This window comes from Mycobacterium sp. FW102-FHT13B02, assembly GCF_058790275.1.
In genome coordinates this window covers 85,177-100,464 of sequence record NZ_JBYTCM010000016.1, presented here as the reverse complement: position 1 = coordinate 100,464, position 15,288 = coordinate 85,177, and the positions used below count along the sequence as shown (strand labels likewise).

Here is a 15,288-nt window from a genome sequence, read left to right as displayed (position 1 = left end):
ACGCGGCAATGGCCGCGGCTGAGCCGAGGCCGCGGACACTCCTCGTGCATGGGGGGGTTCACCGACAGGCGGCCCACGCGAGGCACCGGCACTGCGTCGAGTGCGTGGCCTGACGAGGAGACACGCCGACGGCCCCGCCACCTCACCCTCGCGTAGGACCTCAGCCGGCGGCGACCATCGCCTCCAGGAGTCCCCGGTCGTGTGCCAGGTCGACGACGAACGCATTGGGGTCGCCGTCGACGGTGCCGACCGTCAGATCGGTGGACATCAGCGCCGCCAGGTCGTCCGACCGCGGGAGCCGATTCAGCGCCGCCGCGGAGAAACCCCGCGGGTACTGCGCGGTGACGAGTTCCGAGCGGTCTACATTGCCCAACACGATGTCGTGCCCCGCAATGCTTTTCACGCTGTCGGTCATCGGCAGGATCGGCAGGACGACGTCATGGTCCGCCAGCGCCGCGGCGACCCGCGCCGCCAGCTCAGCGGGCGCCAGCGGGTAGCGCACGTCGTGCACCAACACGCAATCACCGGCGCCGAGTGGCCTCGCACCGGTGCGCACCGGCACGTCACTCAGGCCATGGGCCGCAAGGCATTTCGTGGCCGCCGCCGCCAACTCTTCGGCGGTCACCACAGACACCGGCGCCACGGCGCGTACCGCCAGCACAGCTCGCACCAGCGCCGGCTCCCCCGCGATCGGCGTGGTGAAGTCGGCCGGCGCCAGGCCGGCCGGCACGGTCACGATCGCCGAGAGAGTCACCGCGCCACCTTATCCCCGGCTGGGCGGCGCCCCTGGCCGGTCCGGAGAAATGAGCCGGCGCGCGATCGCATCGAGCAGGAACCCCAGCGCACCGATCACCACGATCACCGCCACCACCTGGTCGTAGGCCAGCTGGTCCCGGGCATTGAGCACCTGGTACCCCAGACCCGAACGCACGCCGAGCATTTCCGCCGGGACCAGCACCACCCACGCGATTCCCAGTGCCACGCGCACACCGGTCTGCAGCTGGCCGCGGATCGCCGGCAGCACCACAGCCCTAACCAGTTCCCACCGGGTGGCGTGGAACGACCGCGCCACATCCAGGTAGCCCGGGTCGACGGCGCGTACCCCGGCCGCCGTATTGATCAGCACCGGCCACACGGCAGCCACCGCGATCAGGAAGATCACCGGCTCGTTGCCGATGCCGAACACCGCCACAGCGATGGGCGCCCAGGACAGCGGAGAAATCATCCGGACGAACTGGACGAGCGGCGCGGTGGCCCGCTCGGCAGCGGCACTGAGGCCGAGCAGCAAGCCCGCCGGAATCCCGACCACGACCGCAACCGCCAGACCGATCACCAACCGCCACAGACTGATCCCGATGTCGGGCAACAGCACGCCCCGGGAGAACAGCTCCACCACTGCCGGGCCGACGCGCTGCGGCGCAGCCTGACGCAGCAGCGAGTGTGGTGCCGACAAGACGGTGGTCGACAGCCACCAGAGGCCGACCGCGACGGCGACGGCGGCGAGGGGCGGAGCCCAACGGCGCACCGTCACCGGCGCATCGGTCGCCACACGGACGGGTGTTGTGGTCATGCCGGCTCCAGTTGCTCAGTTCGGGTGTAGTCACCGCTGAGGCCGAAGGCGGCCGGACCGCCGTAGGCCTGAAGGGAATTGCGGACAAAGGTGTCGTCGACGAGGTCGCCGTGCACGGTGGCCGGGTCGAGCCGGTCCAGAAAACTCCGGTCGCCGTCGACGACGGTGTCATGCATGGCCGTCACGAGTTCAGTGGTGAAGCTCGGGAACGGGAACGGCTGAAAGCCCAGCCGTTGCGGCTGCCAGTCCGGGTGACGCAGTGGGTACGGCGGCGTGGGGTAAGTCAATGCAAGTGCGACCGCCGGCACCGGCTGGGGCAGGTATCGCCCACCGCCGAGTTTCGCGGCCGCCGCCTTCCGGTCATTCGACAGCGCGTGTTGCGCCGTCACCACCGCATCGGTGAGCTGTTGGACAGCCGCCGGACGGCTGGCGATGACGTCGTCACGGGTCACCAAGGCGCAGCAGGCATGGTCGCGCCACACATCGCCGAGGAAGGTGTGGATGTGCCCGATCTTCTTGGTCTGCGCCATCGCGTTGAACGGGTCCGCCACCACGTAGCCGCCGATGGTGCCGGTGGCCAGCGCCGGCACCATGTCCGACGGACTCATCACAACAAGTTCAACGGTGCGCTCGGCCTTCGATGCCGACCGCCGGATCACCGGTTGCAAACCGTTGGCCCGCAGCATCTTCTGCAGGACGATGTTGTGGATCGACCACCAGAACGGGATGGCCTGCTGTGAGCCGGCGAGGTCCGACAGGTCGCGGATGTGCGGCGCGACGGTCAGCGCCGAGCCGTTGGTGTGGTTCCAGCCCAGCACTCGGACACCGCCGCCGAGCGCGTACCGCAGCTGCACCGCCATCGGCATCAGCAGGTGCACCACATCCAGCTGCCGGTTCAAAAATGCTTCAGCAAGCGCCGACCAACTCCGGAACAACACCGGCTTGCCGACGCCGGCCGGATACAGACCGGCGGAGTGGGCCAGCAACAACGGCGCCGCATCGGTGATCGGCAGGTACCCCACCCGCAACGGCCCGGCCGCCGCCGAATCCGTTGTAGCACTGTGCGCCAGGTCGGCCAGCCCGAATGCGCCACCCGCAGCCGCCACCCCGGCCAGCAGGGCCTGGCGCCGCGAGATGACCAGCCGGCTCATGCCACCCACAGTTCGGAAACCCGGTAATGGCTGAGGATTTCGTCATGCAGACCCGATCGCTCGGCCTTACCCAGGTGCCACTGGCGCCGGATGCGACCACCGTCCGCCAGCAAGACGACGCGCTGCGCGAGGGTCAGCGCTTCGTCGACGTCGTGGGTGACCAGCAGTACGGTCACATCCAACTCGGTTGTGACCGTGGCCAACCACTGCTGCAAGTCGGCGCGCGTCGCGGGGTCCAGCGCGCTGAACGGTTCATCGAGCAAGAGCAGCTGAGGCCGGGTCGCTACCGCGCGCAGGATGGCCACGCGTTGGGCCTGCCCGCCCGACAGCTGGTCGGGATAGCGGTGCGCGAGCACATCGATGCCGAAGCGCCGCATCAGTTCAGCGGCATAGTCGGCATCGAATCCGTTGCGCCGGTGCGCGAATCGCCGTGCATAGGAGACGTTGTCGTGCACGGTGAGCCACGGCATCAGCAATGGCTCCTGAAAGACCACACCGATGTGCGGACGCGTGCCGTCGGCGGGCCAGCTGACAGTGCCCGCGCTCAGCGATTCCAGGCCGGCCAGTACCCGCAGCAGCGTCGACTTCCCGCTGCCACTGCGCCCCAGCACCGCGATGAACTCCCCCGATTCGACGGCCAGGTCGATGCCGTCGAGTACGACACTGTCACCGAATCTCTTGACACCCGCGGCTATCCGTACTGCTTCAGTTCCCACCTCAGTTGTCCTTCCGATGGTGATTGCACGGGCAGAAAGGCTGCTTCACGGAACCGCCGGTTGGCCGCAGTCCCTGCGCGATAACCCTGCCCACCGGCCAGGGCCGACTCCAGCCGCGTCGCCGCCACGGCGACGTTGGCCGCGTCCAGCCGCAGCCGGATCACTTCGGCCACATTCAGATCGTGTGGCGCCGAGGCGAATTCGTGAAGCCGCCGCCGGTTGAGCTCGGCTCGTGCCGCCAGGTCGGCAAGGTCCGCATCGAACTGGGTAGCGAGCGCGTCGGTCGCCCGTCCGGCCGCGGTCAGCGCCGCGCCGGTGGTCCCGACGCAAAACGCGGTCTGCAACAACAGGAACGTCGGCTTGATCCCGCGAACGAACGCGGCGAGGTCGGCACTGATGATGCGTTCGGCGCCGATCTCGACCTCCTGCAGGCTCAGTGATGTCGAGCCGGTGGCACCCAAGGCCATGAGCGTGGGCGCCGGATCGACCACCACCCCGACCGCGGCCACGTCGACCGCGACAACATACAGCCGGCCGGCGGCGGTACGCGCCGGCAGCACGATCAGCGCGTCATCAAAGACGTTGGAAGCCCACCGGATCGGTCCACTGAGCCGCAGACCACGCCGCGTCTCCCCGGCATGGATCGGAAGCTGCCCTAGCCCCGCCACGTGCTTGAGTCCGGCGGCCATGGCGGTCACGCCGGGACGGTGTGCGGTGAGCAACGCCTCCGACAGGTCCGGCCGGTCGCCGAGGTAGTGAATCGCCATCTGGTGGGCCCATGCCGAGAATCCGGCCGCCAGACTCACCGATGCCACCTGTTCGATCACGCGCACGGTGTCGGGAAGGTCCGGCAGCCCGAACAATCCGGCAGCTCCGAGCGCGCGCAGGTCTTCTCGGACGTCGGTGTGTCCCGCGTCCAGGTCGGCGGCTCGGGCGTCCACCCCGGCGACGACCCGTGCCAGCGTGGTCGCGACGTCGTCGGACACCAGTGTCGTCATTGCCCGCTGCCTTCCAGTCCGTATAGCCGATCGATCGGGGTCTGCACGGCCACGCGTGCCCGCCGCACGGCGTCCTCGTCCGGGGCGTCGTAGAAACACAGGCACTTGTCCATGTCGACCCGGACATAGGTCCGCAGGAAGCTGACCTCCGGCACCTCTGCGTATTTCGGCGCATTGGTCTTCTTGCGGCTGAGATAGCTCTCCATGTCCAGGTCGGCCGGCAGGTCCCACTCGACCAGGTATCCCGCCGTCGGGCGGACAGCCTTCAGCTGCTCCAGTTCCGCGCCGACCAGCCGCACTTCGTGCGGACCGGTGAGCTCGGCGGCCCCGAGCGACGTCGCCTCGACGGACAGCGGGTTATCGAGCTCGGCCACCAGGAACAGCCGGTGCTGTCCGGTCACCTGCGCCTCGATCAGTTCGCCGCCGGCGCGGTGCACTTCAGCGTCGAGCGTCTTGATGGCCTGGTCGACCTCGGCCCGGCCGGGCAGTCCTGCGATTTCGTAGAGGTACAGCGTCACGGTGTGGTCCTGTTCGTCGGCGTCGATGACACCACGACGCTCGCATGAACAGACCAGTCTGTCTATCGAGAGTCCTCGGCTATGGTGCACCTATGAGCGCGACCCGCACCCGCCGCCCGGACCGGCCGGCGCCCCGCACCGATACCGCCGGGCCGGCCGAGCGCCTGCTCGTCACCGCATCGAATCTGTTTGCCGCACAAGGAATTCGAGCTGTAGGCATCGACACCATCCTGCGGGAGGCCGGGGTCGCCAAGGCCAGCCTGTACAGCTCGTACGGATCGAAGGACGCGTTGGTGATCGCGTACCTGAATGAATTGGATCAGGCTGATCGCAAGCGCTGGGAAACGAAGACTTGCGGACTCGATGAGCCGGTGGCGAAGCTGTTGGCGTTCTTCGATCTGGCGGCCGCCGCGGCCCGCAAGCGCCAGTTCCGCGGCTGTCTCTACGCCAACGCCGCCACCGAATACCCGGGCGACACCCTCGAACCGGTGCGGGCACACCGGTCGTGGATGCGCCGGCTGCTGAGCGAACTGCTCCGGGACGCCGAGGTATCCGACGCCGCCGCGACTGCCCAGCGCATCCAGCTGATCTACGACGGTGCTCTCACGGCGTCGAAGCTCGAACGCTCGACTGCGCCGATCACCCTGGCCCGCCAGATGGTCGTCGAGCTGATCAGTTCCGGGCGCGGGCAGGCAGTTACTTAGGCGCCGCGGCGGGCTGAATTCCGATGGCCGCCAGCCGTCGCTCGGACGCCTCGTGGCGCACGCGCTTCGGCCACCAGAACCACTTGCCCAGCAACGCCGCGATGGCCGGTGTCATGAAGGACCGGACGATCAGCGTGTCGAACAGCAGACCGAGCGCGATGGTGGTGCCAACCTGCGCCATGACCTTCAGGTCGCTGAAGGCGAACGACGCCATGGTGAACGCGAATACCAATCCCGCCGAGGTGACCACTGATCCGGTGCCTGCCATGGACCGGATGATGCCGGTCTTCACGCCGCCCGCCAGCTCTTCCTTGAATCGCGACACCAGTAGCAGGTTGTAGTCGGAACCGACCGCCAGCAGCAGAATGACCGACATCGGCAGCACCATCCAGTGCAGCTCGAGACCGATGATGTGCTGCCACAACAGAACTGACATACCGAATGACGCGCCCAGCGACAACAGCACGGTACCGACGATCACGCCCGCGGCCACCATGCTTCGCGTGATGAGCAGCATGATGATGAAGATCATTGATACCGCAGCGATTCCGGCGATCATCAGGTCGTACTGCGCACCGTCGTGCATGTCCTTGTAGGTGGCGGCGGTGCCGGCCAGATAGATCTTGGAACCCTCCAGCGGGGTGCCCTTGATGGCCTCCTTGGCGGCCTGCTTGATCGGGTCGACGTGGGCGATGCCTTCGGGCGTAGCCGGGTCGCCTTCGTGCTGAATGATGAAGCGCACCGACTTGCCGTCCGGCGAGATGAAGTTCTTCATGCCGCGCTTGAAGTCCTTGTTGTCGAAGGCTTCCGGCGGCAGGTAGAAGCTGTCGTCATTCAGCGAGTTGTCGAACGCCTCGCCCATCGCCGCGGCGTTGTCCGACGACGCGGCGCGCTGATCCACCTGACCCTTCTGGGTCTGGTACATGGTCAGCATGTACTGCTTCATGTTCTTCATGACCTCGATCTGAGGCGGCATCACTGTCACCATCTCGGCGGTCAGCTTGTCCAGCTTCAGCAGCTCCGGCACCAGGGATTGGATGTCGTCGGTCATGACGTCGATGCCGTCGAGCGTGTCGAAGACGGAACGCATCGAAAAACACACCGGGATGTCGTAGCAGTGCGGTTCCCAGTAGAGGTAGTTGCGGATCGGCCGCAGGAAATCGTCGAAATCGGAGATGTGGTCTCGCAAGTCGGCGACGTCGAGCGACATATTGATGGTCTTTTGCGACATGTCGTGCGTGGTGGCGGCCATCTGCGTGGTGATGGCCTGCATCTTGGTCATCGTGTCGATGCTCACCTGCATGTCGTTGGCCTGCTGCAGCATGTTGGCCATCGAGTCCTGCTGGTACTTCTCCGTCATCTTCGAGGTGACGGCCTGCATGCCCATGATGAACGGAATCGTCGTGTGCTTGATCGGTTTTCCGTCGGGCCGCGTGATGGTCTGCACGCGCGCGACGCCCTGGGTGTGGACGATGGCTTTGGCGATCTTGTCGATCACCAGGAAGTCGGCGGAATTGCGGAGGTCGTGGTCACTCTGCACCATCAGCAACTCCGGATTCATCCGGGACGCACTGAAATGCCGTTCCGCGGCGGCATATCCGACGTTGGCGCTGAGGTCCGCCGGCACGTAGCGACGGGAGTCGTAGTTCGTCTTGTAGCCGGGCAGCGTCACCAGTCCGACGAGGGCGAGCGCCAACGTGGCGACCAGCACAGGCCCGGGCCAGCGCACCACGAGGACACCGATGCGCCGCCAGCCGCGGGATTTGATGGCGCGCTTCGGTTCGAAGCGGCCGAACCGGCTGCCGATCTTGATGACGGCCGGGCCGAGCGTCATCGCCGCGACGACAGCAACGAGCGTGCCGATCGCGCAGGGCACACCCAGGGTCTGGAAGTACGGCAGCCGCGTGAAACTCAGGCAGAGCATGGCGCCAGCGATCGTCAGACCCGATCCCAGGACCACGTGTGCCGTCCCGCGGAACATCGTGTCGTAGGCGGTCTGCCGCTCCTCGTTGTCGCCGCGCGCCTCCTGGTACCGGCCGATCGCGAAGATGGCGTAGTCCGTGCCGGCCGCGATGACCATCAGCGTCAGCAGGTTCACCGCGAACGTCGACAGGCCGATGATGTTCGCATTGGCCAGGAACGCGACGACACCGCGTGCGGCGCCGAGTTCGAGGAACACCATCAACAAGATGAGGATCATCGTCACGATGGACCGGTAGACGAGCAGCAGCATCACGGCGATCACGAGCAGGGTGATGGCGGTGACCTTGGCGATGCTCTTGTCGCCGGCGTGGTGCTGGTCGGATATCAGCGGGCCGCCGCCGGTGACGAACACGTGGAGGCCGGCAGGCGGCTTCGAGTCGGTGACGATCTGCCGGACCGATGCGACGGAATCGTTGGACTTCGTCTCCCCTTGATTGCCGCGCAGGTAGATCTGGACGTACGCCGCCTTGCCGTCGGCGCTCTGTGAGCCGACGGCGGTCAGCGGGTCACTCCAGAAGTCCGCGACGTGCTCGACGTGCGCGGTGTCAGCGGTCAGTTTGGCGACAAGGCCGTCGTAGTAGTGGTGCGCCTCGGCGCCGAGGGGTTGGTCGCCCTCCAGGACCACCATGGCGTTGCTGTCGGAGTCGAATTCCTGGAAGTTGGCGCCGATCTGCTTCATCGCGATCATGGCCGGGCCGTCTTTGGCGCTGAGGCCGACGGTGTGCTCCTCGCCGACCTTCTCCAGTGGCGGGACCAGCGTGTTGGTGGCGATGTTGAGGACGAACCAGCCGATCACGATGGGTACCGCGAGCACCCAGATCAGGTGACCGATCCGGGATCGCTCGGTGTTGGTGGCACTCACTCGGGGCACCCTTCCATCAGGCCCGGCAGGTCCATGGAAATGGAGCGCGGCGGCGTTACACAATCACTGTCGGGCGAAATATACCTAGCACAGCAAACCTTTATCCAGAGTGATGGCGCAAAAGGTGCCTCTACCTCCCGTGAAATGAGACAAATCGGGGCCTTTTCGCCCGATTTCGGCCGTACCGTTGACGGGATGGAAAATTCTCCGGCCGATACGTTCGGCAAGCGCTACGGCGAAGTACTGCTGGTCTCCCAGACGCCGACGGGACCGCAGGTCACGGTGTTCAACACCTTCCCGCTGAACGACTGCCCGCAGGAGGCCTGGTCCGCGCTCAACCCACAGGCCCTCGCCGCGGAGAACGGCGTCGCGGCGGCCTTGCTCAACGGCCCCCGCTACTGGCTGATGAGCGAGATCGTGAAAACCCGAGCGGACGTCGGTGAGAAGAGGACGTTCGGCGGTATCGAGATGCTGCAGCAGGCGACAGTGGAACTGTCGTCGATGAACCCGACGCCCTACACCGTGAACAAGGTCAGCCGCCGCACGGTCTTCGTGTTCGGCGCCGGGCGGCCCGTCTTCGAATTGCTCGCCCCACTGGGACAGCGCTGGGTCATGCAGTCGTGGAGCCAAGCCACCGACCCGACGCTGTCGCTGGCCGACCTGCCCGAACTCGCTGACCGACTGCAACTGCCCGACGGGTGGAGCTACCGGACATCGACGCCCACCACTGCGCTGCGCATCGACACCACCACCGAGGACGCTCACGTCACCCAGGACAACCTGGGCAACACCTACTCATTGGCCGTCGCTTGGCCGCGCTAGGCATTCCAAAACCGGCGCAGGTGCGTTACAAACGACAGACGGGTGTGTCCTGTCGCGGTGGGACTGAACTGAAGGAGTCCGAATGGCGTGGGATTTCGAAACCGATCCGGAGTTCCAGGAGCTCCTCGACTGGGCCGACGCCTTCGTGCGCGACGAAGTCGAGCCGCTCGACCTCATCTGGCCGCACCTGCAGTACACCGCGCTCGACGAGACCCGGCGCCGGGTCGTTGACCCCCTCAAGGAACAGGTCCGCCGAAAAGGCTTGTGGGCCACACACCTTGGCCCCGACCTCGGTGGGCAGGGCTACGGGCAGCTGAAACTGGCGCTGCTCAACGAGATTCTGGGCCGGTCGCAGTGGGCGCCGATCATCTTCGGCTGTCAGGCCCCCGACACCGGCAACGCCGAGATCATCGCGCACTACGGCACCCCGGAGCAGAAGGAGCAGTACCTGCGGCCGCTGCTCGCCGGCGAGGTCTTCTCCTGCTACTCGATGACCGAGCCGCAAGGCGGCGCCGACCCGACTCAGTTCACGACGTCCGCCGTGCGCGACGGCGACGACTGGGTGATCAACGGCTACAAGTTCTTCTCGTCCAACGCCTCGACGTCGACGTTCCTGATCGTCATGGTGGTGACCAACCCCGACGTCAGTCCCTATCAAGGGATGTCGATGTTCCTCGTGCCCACGAACACGCCGGGCGTCAACATCATCCGCAACTCCGCGATCTACGGGGAATCCGACGGTCACGGGTCGCACGCCCTGATTCATTACGACAATGTGCGCGTGCCGAATTCGGCCGTGCTCGGCGGTGAGGGCCAGGCGTTTGTGATTGCGCAGACCCGCCTCGGCGGGGGCCGGATCCACCACGCGATGCGCACCATCGGACTGGCGCAGAAGGCCCTCGACATGATGTGCGAGCGGGCGCTGTCGCGGCATACCGCCGGTAGCCTGCTCGCCGACAAGCAGGCGGTGCAGGGCTACATCGCCGACTCGTGGGCGCAGCTGCAGCAGTTCCGGCTGTTGGTGCTGCACACCGCCTGGAAGATCGACAAGTACAACGACTACAAGTTGGTCCGCAAGGACATCGCCGCGGTCAAGGTGGTCATGCCGACGGTGCTGCACGACATCGCTTGGCGCGCAATGCAGGTACACGGCGCCCTCGGTGTGACGAACGAGGTGCCGTTCCTGGGCATGGTCGCCGGCGCCGCGGTGATGGGGCTGGCCGACGGCCCGACCGAGGTACACAAGGTCACGGTGGCCAAGCAGGTGCTACGCGACTACACGGGCACCGACGAGCTGTGGCCGACCGAGTGGCTGCCGGGCAAACGCGAAGCCGCACAGGCGAAATACGCCGAGTACCTGGAGTTGGAACTGGGCAATCTCTAGAGCGCTGCGAGTTACCCCGCGAGCCTGACCGCACGGCGATTCTGGGCTCGATTTCCCGCCACCAGGTCAGCCTCGCGGGTGAGCCAGCCGGGCTCGGCGTGTCGGACGCTCCCCAGCCATACCCCTACCTCGTCATCAACCGCGCCACACCCCGCATCACCGTCCGGCTGGCGGTGTGGCGAACCTGCTCGATCAGCGACGGCGCTGCCGGTGGCGCCGCAGCACCCAGGCGTGGGAAGAGCGCCAGTGCGTTGGTGCGGTCGATCGCCTGGCGCCCGGAGTTGTCCAGTCCCGCATAGGACTCCAGTCCGCCCGCGAACAGCTGGCCGGCCCCGACCGGCGCGAACGGGAAGTCCGAACCGAACGTCACGTGACCCGGCTTGGCGAAGGCCAGCAGTGACGGCAGCGCGGCCGCACTCGACGACAACGCGGTATCGAAGTAAAAGCTCGCGAAATCGTCGAGGTGGTCAGCCGGGCTACCGCCGACATCACTGGTGATGGCCAGGGCCAGCCGGTGCGACGCGTACGGCACGAAGCCGCCGGCATGGCTCAGGATGAACCGGATGTTCGGATAGCGCCGACGAATACCGTTACGCACCAGCAAGTACGCGGCTCGCGTGGTGTCGAGCAGGAAGTCGGCCGCGAACGGCAACACGCCGTCGACCGTAGGGCCCGGTAGTTCCGCGGGATGGATGAACACCACCGCCGACCGCGCGTCGAGCTCGGCGAACAATCCGTCCTGACCCGGCGCGCCCAGATAGGTACCCGCACTGTTGGCCAGCAGGACCACACCGTCAGCATCCAACTCATCGAGTGCGCGCACCGATTCGGTGACTGCGGCGTCCAGATGGGGCATCGGCAGAACGGCGAAGAACCCGAACCGAATTGGCCCCGCGGCAACCAGTTCGGCACTGTAGTCATTCACGTCACGCGCCAGCGCGGCCGCGTCAGCCGCGGCCGGAAAGACCGTCGTACCCGGCGCCGACACCGAGAGAATGGCGGTGGCGACGCCGAGTTTGCTCATCGCCCCTAACGACACTTCCGGACTCCAATCCGGCAGCGCCCTGCCACCGGCACCGTCGACACCGGCCTGTCGCAATACCTTTCGGTAATCCGGCGGGATCATGTGGTGGTGCGTGTCGATGCGGTTCACGCTGCTCCCTCCGATAGTTCAGTCGCGGATGCCCGCGCCGGCCAGTGCGGGGACGACGTCTTCGCGGTGCAGCAATGACCGGGCCGCTGTCGTGAACTGCTCCAGCTTGTCGGCGCTGCGCTGCATCTCGTGGCCCCAGATGCTGATGCCTTGGTGCGTCGTCGGCCGCCAGGTCGTTTCGTCGACCACCAGCGGATTCCAGCCAAGCTCCCATTCAAAACCCGAGGGCGTCACGGCATAGAACGACAGCTCACGGTCGTTGGTGTGCTGACCGACGCCCAGGGCCATGTCGAACCCCAGGGCCCGTACCCGTTGATAGCTGTCCGTCAGATCATCGAGCTCGGCAACCTGAATGTTGAGGTGCTGCACACGGGTCCGAATCGGGTTGACCGGCAATCGGTTCACCGCGGCGATGGCCACTGAATGGTGGCGCCTATTGACGCGCAGGAACCGGATCTTGACCTTCACGCCGCTCATGGTCTCATCGATGAAGTCGCTGAGCCGAGCGTCGAGCAAGGTGTTGTAGTAGCCGCGCACCTGGTGCGGCCTGGTGCTGGTGACGGCGACATGGCCCAGACCGAATTCTCCGGTGACGAAGCCTTTTCCGGCGACGGACAGCTGGCCGTCGACGTGCGCCCGAGTGTACAGCTCCTGCGCCAACCCGTTGGGGCCGGGAATCCGCACCAGTCGTTCGACGCCGCGCAGCGCGGCTTCCTCGTCGGTGCCGACGGCGATCGGTACACCGCACCGGTGCACACGGCTGAGGATCTCGTCGAAGGTGTCGTGGTCGTCGATTTGCCAACCCAGCGTGGTGACATCCTCGGCAGGGCCGCGCCGCAGCAGGAACCGGCACTGTTGTTCGTCGAGCCGGAACCGGAGGGCATCGGTGTCGAGGTCATCGAGGTGCATGCCGATCGCATCGCGGCCGAACCGCCGCCAGTCGGCGAACCGCTCGGTCTCCACCACCAGGTAGCCGAGGGACACATGACCGAAGACACTCATGGTCGGAATACCGTGCTGTCCGAGAGGAATTCGTCGACGAGTTGGTTGAACAGGTCGGCACGTTCCCACTGCATCCAATGTCCGGTGCGGCTGGTCATGACCAGTTCGGCGTTGGGCATGATGTTCTGCAACAGCGGTCCGCCCGAGGGCCGGTTCACCTTGTCGTCGCGCCCCCACAAGATCAGGGTCGGAGTCTGCAGCGATGCCAGCCGCGAGTCGCGCGTGAGGTCCATGCGCCACAGCGTCCGCAGGGCGAACGGTCCCGACGGCCGGCTCAACGGCGGATCAGCCACCACCTCTGGGTCGATCGATGCCGCGTACCTCAGGTCGATCAGCTCGTCGGGCACCGAATCGCCTTCGTAGACCAGGTAGTTGCGGATGAATGCGGCCAGCTTCTCGCGGCTGGGACCGGTGCCGCTGTAGTAGCCCAGGAGGCTGTTCAGGCCGGCGGTCGGCAGGCCGCGGGTGGTTCCGATGCCGCCGGGGCCCATCAGCACCAACTTGCCGACCCGGCCGGGGGTGTCCAGGGCCAGGCGCAGTGCCGCTGCGCCGCCGTACGAGTTGCCGATCAGATGTGCTGTGCTGATGCTCAATTCGTCGAGCAGCCCGCGCATCGCGCCGGCCAGGCAGCCGAAGGGATCGGACTTGTCGATGCCTTTCGACGAGCGTCCGTAGCCCGGCATGTCGGGGACGAGGACGCGGTGGTGCTGGGCGAGGGCGTCGATGTTGCGGGAGTAGTTGGAGACGCCGGAGGCGCCCGGGCCGCCGCCGTGCAGCAGCATCACCGCGGGGCCGGAACCGGCTTCGGCGACGAAGATTTTCCGGCCGCCGACGGTGACGTTGTGTTCCGTGAGGGTGGTTGTCATGCGGGTGCTCCTGTCAGGGTGGTGAGGTTCAGTCCGGCTGGCGGCGCCGGCATCGGTTGTCCGGATGAGGTTGCGGCGTAGACGAATCCGTCGGGGCGCAGCACGACGGCGTCGGCCTTGCGCTCGTGCAGCCACCGGACGAGGCTGGGTTCGCTGACCCGCAGGCTCGATACACCTGCGCGAGCCCAGGCCGCGGCCCCGAACGGAGCGGCGCCGGTGTGCAGCAGCGTCCAGTCGCCGCCGAGCAGATCGTCGAGGGGCACACCGTCCACGATCGGCTGCGGGACCTGCCAGCCCGCCGCGGGATGCGCCGCGACAAAGAAGCCGTCGGCATAGTGCGCGTCAGGAATCCACCAGAACTTCTGGCCCGCGGTGTTGGCGCCGGGAATCCTGGTCACCGCGCGCAACACATGATTGCGGATGGTGGCCAGCCAGGGCCGCCGTTCGGTGATCACCCGCCCGACGAGTACCGCGCGCCGCGTCACCTCGGTGACGTGCGGCTTGCGCTCTGCCTCATAGGAATCCAGCAGGTAGTCCGGCGCCTGACCGCGCACCACCGCGGCCAGCTTCCAGCACAGGTTGGCCGCATCACGCACACCGGCGGACATGCCCTGACCGATCCACGGCGGCATCGCATGCGCGGCATCACCGGCGAGGAAGACTCGGCCGACGCGCCAGCGGTCCGCTACTCGCACGTGATGGCTGTAGACGACAGCGCGCAGGATCTCGACATGGTCGGGCGTAACACCCTGCTCTCGCAACACCTTCCACACTGCTTCGTCACTGACGAGGTCCTTCTCGTCCTCCCCTCCCCTGGCGGGGTATTCCCACCGGTGATGTCCCAGTGGGGTCGGACAGTCCACGGTCGGACGTGTCGGGGTGCAGTGAAACCGCAAGCGATCGTGCGCATCCCATTCCTTGATCACCTTGGTGTCGATGACGACCCAGCGCTCGCCGTAGGTACGTCCGGTGTATCCGATACCGAGCACTCCGCGCGTCCCCGACGATCCCCCGTCCGAGGCGATGACGTAGCGGGCCGTTACCCGCTTGAACGCGTCGGTACGCAGATCGGCGAGCAACAGTTCCGCGTCGTCGGCGCGGTTGGCCACCCGCAGGCATTCATGTTCCAGCAGCACCTCGACGTTGCCGAAGCGCGCGACCCCTTCGCGGAGCACCGAGTCGACGGCCGGCTGGTACAGGAACTGCTGCGACGGATGTCCACACCCGCGTCCGTAGATCACCGTTTCGATGAACGGCCGCCCCTCGGAGTCGACGAACGCGACCGGACGGTCGGGCAGCATGTCGCGCTGGAGCCGTTCGGCGAGCCCGACCGACTGCCACACCCGCAGCACCTCCTCGTCGGTCGAGATCGCCCGGGCCCGGCTGTAGATATCCGGGTCGCGCTCGACCACCAGGACCTTCAGGCCCAGCTGCCCCAGCAGATTGGCCGCGGTGGCACCGGTGGGGCCATACCCGATGACGGCGACGTCGTAGGTGTCTTCACTGCTCATTGCGGCCTCCGCTTGTTCTGTAGTGATCGCTACGGTAATGTAGTGATC

14 protein-coding genes are annotated in these 15,288 nt (G+C 66.5%); 3 read left to right on the top strand and 11 right to left on the bottom strand.

The window, feature by feature from the left end; translation table 11 throughout:
- Positions 1-160: 160 nt before the first annotated feature.
- The 6 genes from AC3WTE_RS23320 to AC3WTE_RS23295 are packed head-to-tail and all read right to left on the bottom strand — an operon-like array spanning position 161 to position 4,953.
- Positions 161-754 carry a 2-C-methyl-D-erythritol 4-phosphate cytidylyltransferase gene (locus AC3WTE_RS23320; protein ID WP_459368967.1) on the bottom strand — a complete coding sequence of 198 codons (594 nt, stop codon included), beginning with the start codon at positions 752-754 and terminating at the stop codon, positions 161-163.
- Positions 755-763: 9 nt separating this feature from the next.
- Positions 764-1,570 carry an ABC transporter permease gene (locus tag AC3WTE_RS23315; protein ID WP_492441329.1) on the bottom strand — a complete coding sequence of 269 codons (807 nt, stop codon included), beginning with the start codon at positions 1,568-1,570 and terminating at the stop codon, positions 764-766.
- On the bottom strand, positions 1,567-2,721 hold the full coding sequence (locus AC3WTE_RS23310) for an ABC transporter substrate-binding protein (protein WP_492441327.1): 1,155 nt from the start codon (positions 2,719-2,721) through the stop codon (positions 1,567-1,569). Before AC3WTE_RS23310 ends, AC3WTE_RS23315 begins: the two co-directional genes overlap by 4 nt.
- Positions 2,718-3,437 carry an ABC transporter ATP-binding protein gene (locus tag AC3WTE_RS23305; protein WP_492441325.1) on the bottom strand — a complete coding sequence of 240 codons (720 nt, stop codon included), beginning with the start codon at positions 3,435-3,437 and terminating at the stop codon, positions 2,718-2,720. Before AC3WTE_RS23305 ends, AC3WTE_RS23310 begins: the two co-directional genes overlap by 4 nt.
- Positions 3,413-4,435 (bottom strand): acyl-CoA dehydrogenase family protein, encoded by a 1,023-nt coding sequence (locus AC3WTE_RS23300; RefSeq protein WP_492441323.1) that lies wholly within the window; start codon positions 4,433-4,435, stop codon positions 3,413-3,415. Before AC3WTE_RS23300 ends, AC3WTE_RS23305 begins: the two co-directional genes overlap by 25 nt.
- Positions 4,432-4,953: a DUF4242 domain-containing protein gene (locus AC3WTE_RS23295; protein ID WP_492441321.1), complete on the bottom strand. Its 522-nt coding sequence runs from the start codon at positions 4,951-4,953 to the stop codon at positions 4,432-4,434. The genes AC3WTE_RS23300 and AC3WTE_RS23295 overlap by 4 nt, the downstream gene beginning before the upstream one ends.
- Positions 4,954-5,045: 92 nt before the next feature.
- Here AC3WTE_RS23295 and AC3WTE_RS23290 point away from each other — a divergent pair, with 92 nt between their 5' ends.
- Positions 5,046-5,657 (top strand): TetR/AcrR family transcriptional regulator, encoded by a 612-nt coding sequence (locus AC3WTE_RS23290; protein WP_492441319.1) that lies wholly within the window; start codon positions 5,046-5,048, stop codon positions 5,655-5,657.
- On the opposite strand, the gene AC3WTE_RS23285 is transcribed toward AC3WTE_RS23290, so the two are convergent.
- Positions 5,650-8,502, bottom strand: coding sequence for an MMPL/RND family transporter (locus tag AC3WTE_RS23285; RefSeq protein ID WP_492441317.1), 2,853 nt, complete (start codon positions 8,500-8,502; stop codon positions 5,650-5,652). The genes AC3WTE_RS23290 and AC3WTE_RS23285 overlap by 8 nt on opposite strands.
- A gap of 195 nt (positions 8,503-8,697) precedes the next feature.
- On the opposite strand from AC3WTE_RS23285, the gene AC3WTE_RS23280 reads away from it, so the two are divergent.
- On the top strand, positions 8,698-9,324 hold the full coding sequence (locus AC3WTE_RS23280) for a hypothetical protein (protein ID WP_492441315.1): 627 nt from the start codon (positions 8,698-8,700) through the stop codon (positions 9,322-9,324).
- A gap of 82 nt (positions 9,325-9,406) precedes the next feature.
- Positions 9,407-10,708, top strand: coding sequence for an acyl-CoA dehydrogenase family protein (locus tag AC3WTE_RS23275; RefSeq protein WP_492441313.1), 1,302 nt, complete (start codon positions 9,407-9,409; stop codon positions 10,706-10,708).
- Positions 10,709-10,832: 124 nt separating this feature from the next.
- On the opposite strand, the gene AC3WTE_RS23270 is transcribed toward AC3WTE_RS23275, so the two are convergent.
- Genes AC3WTE_RS23270 through AC3WTE_RS23255 form a run of 4 tightly spaced genes read right to left on the bottom strand, consistent with a single transcriptional unit; the run spans position 10,833 to position 15,240 of the window.
- Entirely contained in the window at positions 10,833-11,861 is a 1,029-nt protein-coding gene (locus AC3WTE_RS23270) for an amidohydrolase family protein (protein ID WP_492441311.1), read from the bottom strand.
- An 18-nt stretch (positions 11,862-11,879) separates the two neighbouring features.
- On the bottom strand, positions 11,880-12,863 hold the full coding sequence (locus tag AC3WTE_RS23265) for a VOC family protein (RefSeq protein WP_492441309.1): 984 nt from the start codon (positions 12,861-12,863) through the stop codon (positions 11,880-11,882).
- The gene (locus AC3WTE_RS23260; RefSeq protein WP_492441307.1) at positions 12,860-13,729 is read right to left on the bottom strand and encodes an alpha/beta fold hydrolase; all 870 of its coding nucleotides are present in this window, start codon (positions 13,727-13,729) and stop codon (positions 12,860-12,862) included. The genes AC3WTE_RS23265 and AC3WTE_RS23260 overlap by 4 nt, the downstream gene beginning before the upstream one ends.
- A complete protein-coding gene (locus AC3WTE_RS23255; protein ID WP_492441306.1) occupies positions 13,726-15,240 on the bottom strand; it encodes a bifunctional 3-(3-hydroxy-phenyl)propionate/3-hydroxycinnamic acid hydroxylase in 1,515 nt (504 codons plus the stop codon). Before AC3WTE_RS23255 ends, AC3WTE_RS23260 begins: the two co-directional genes overlap by 4 nt.
- Between the last annotated feature and the right edge of the window lie 48 nt (positions 15,241-15,288).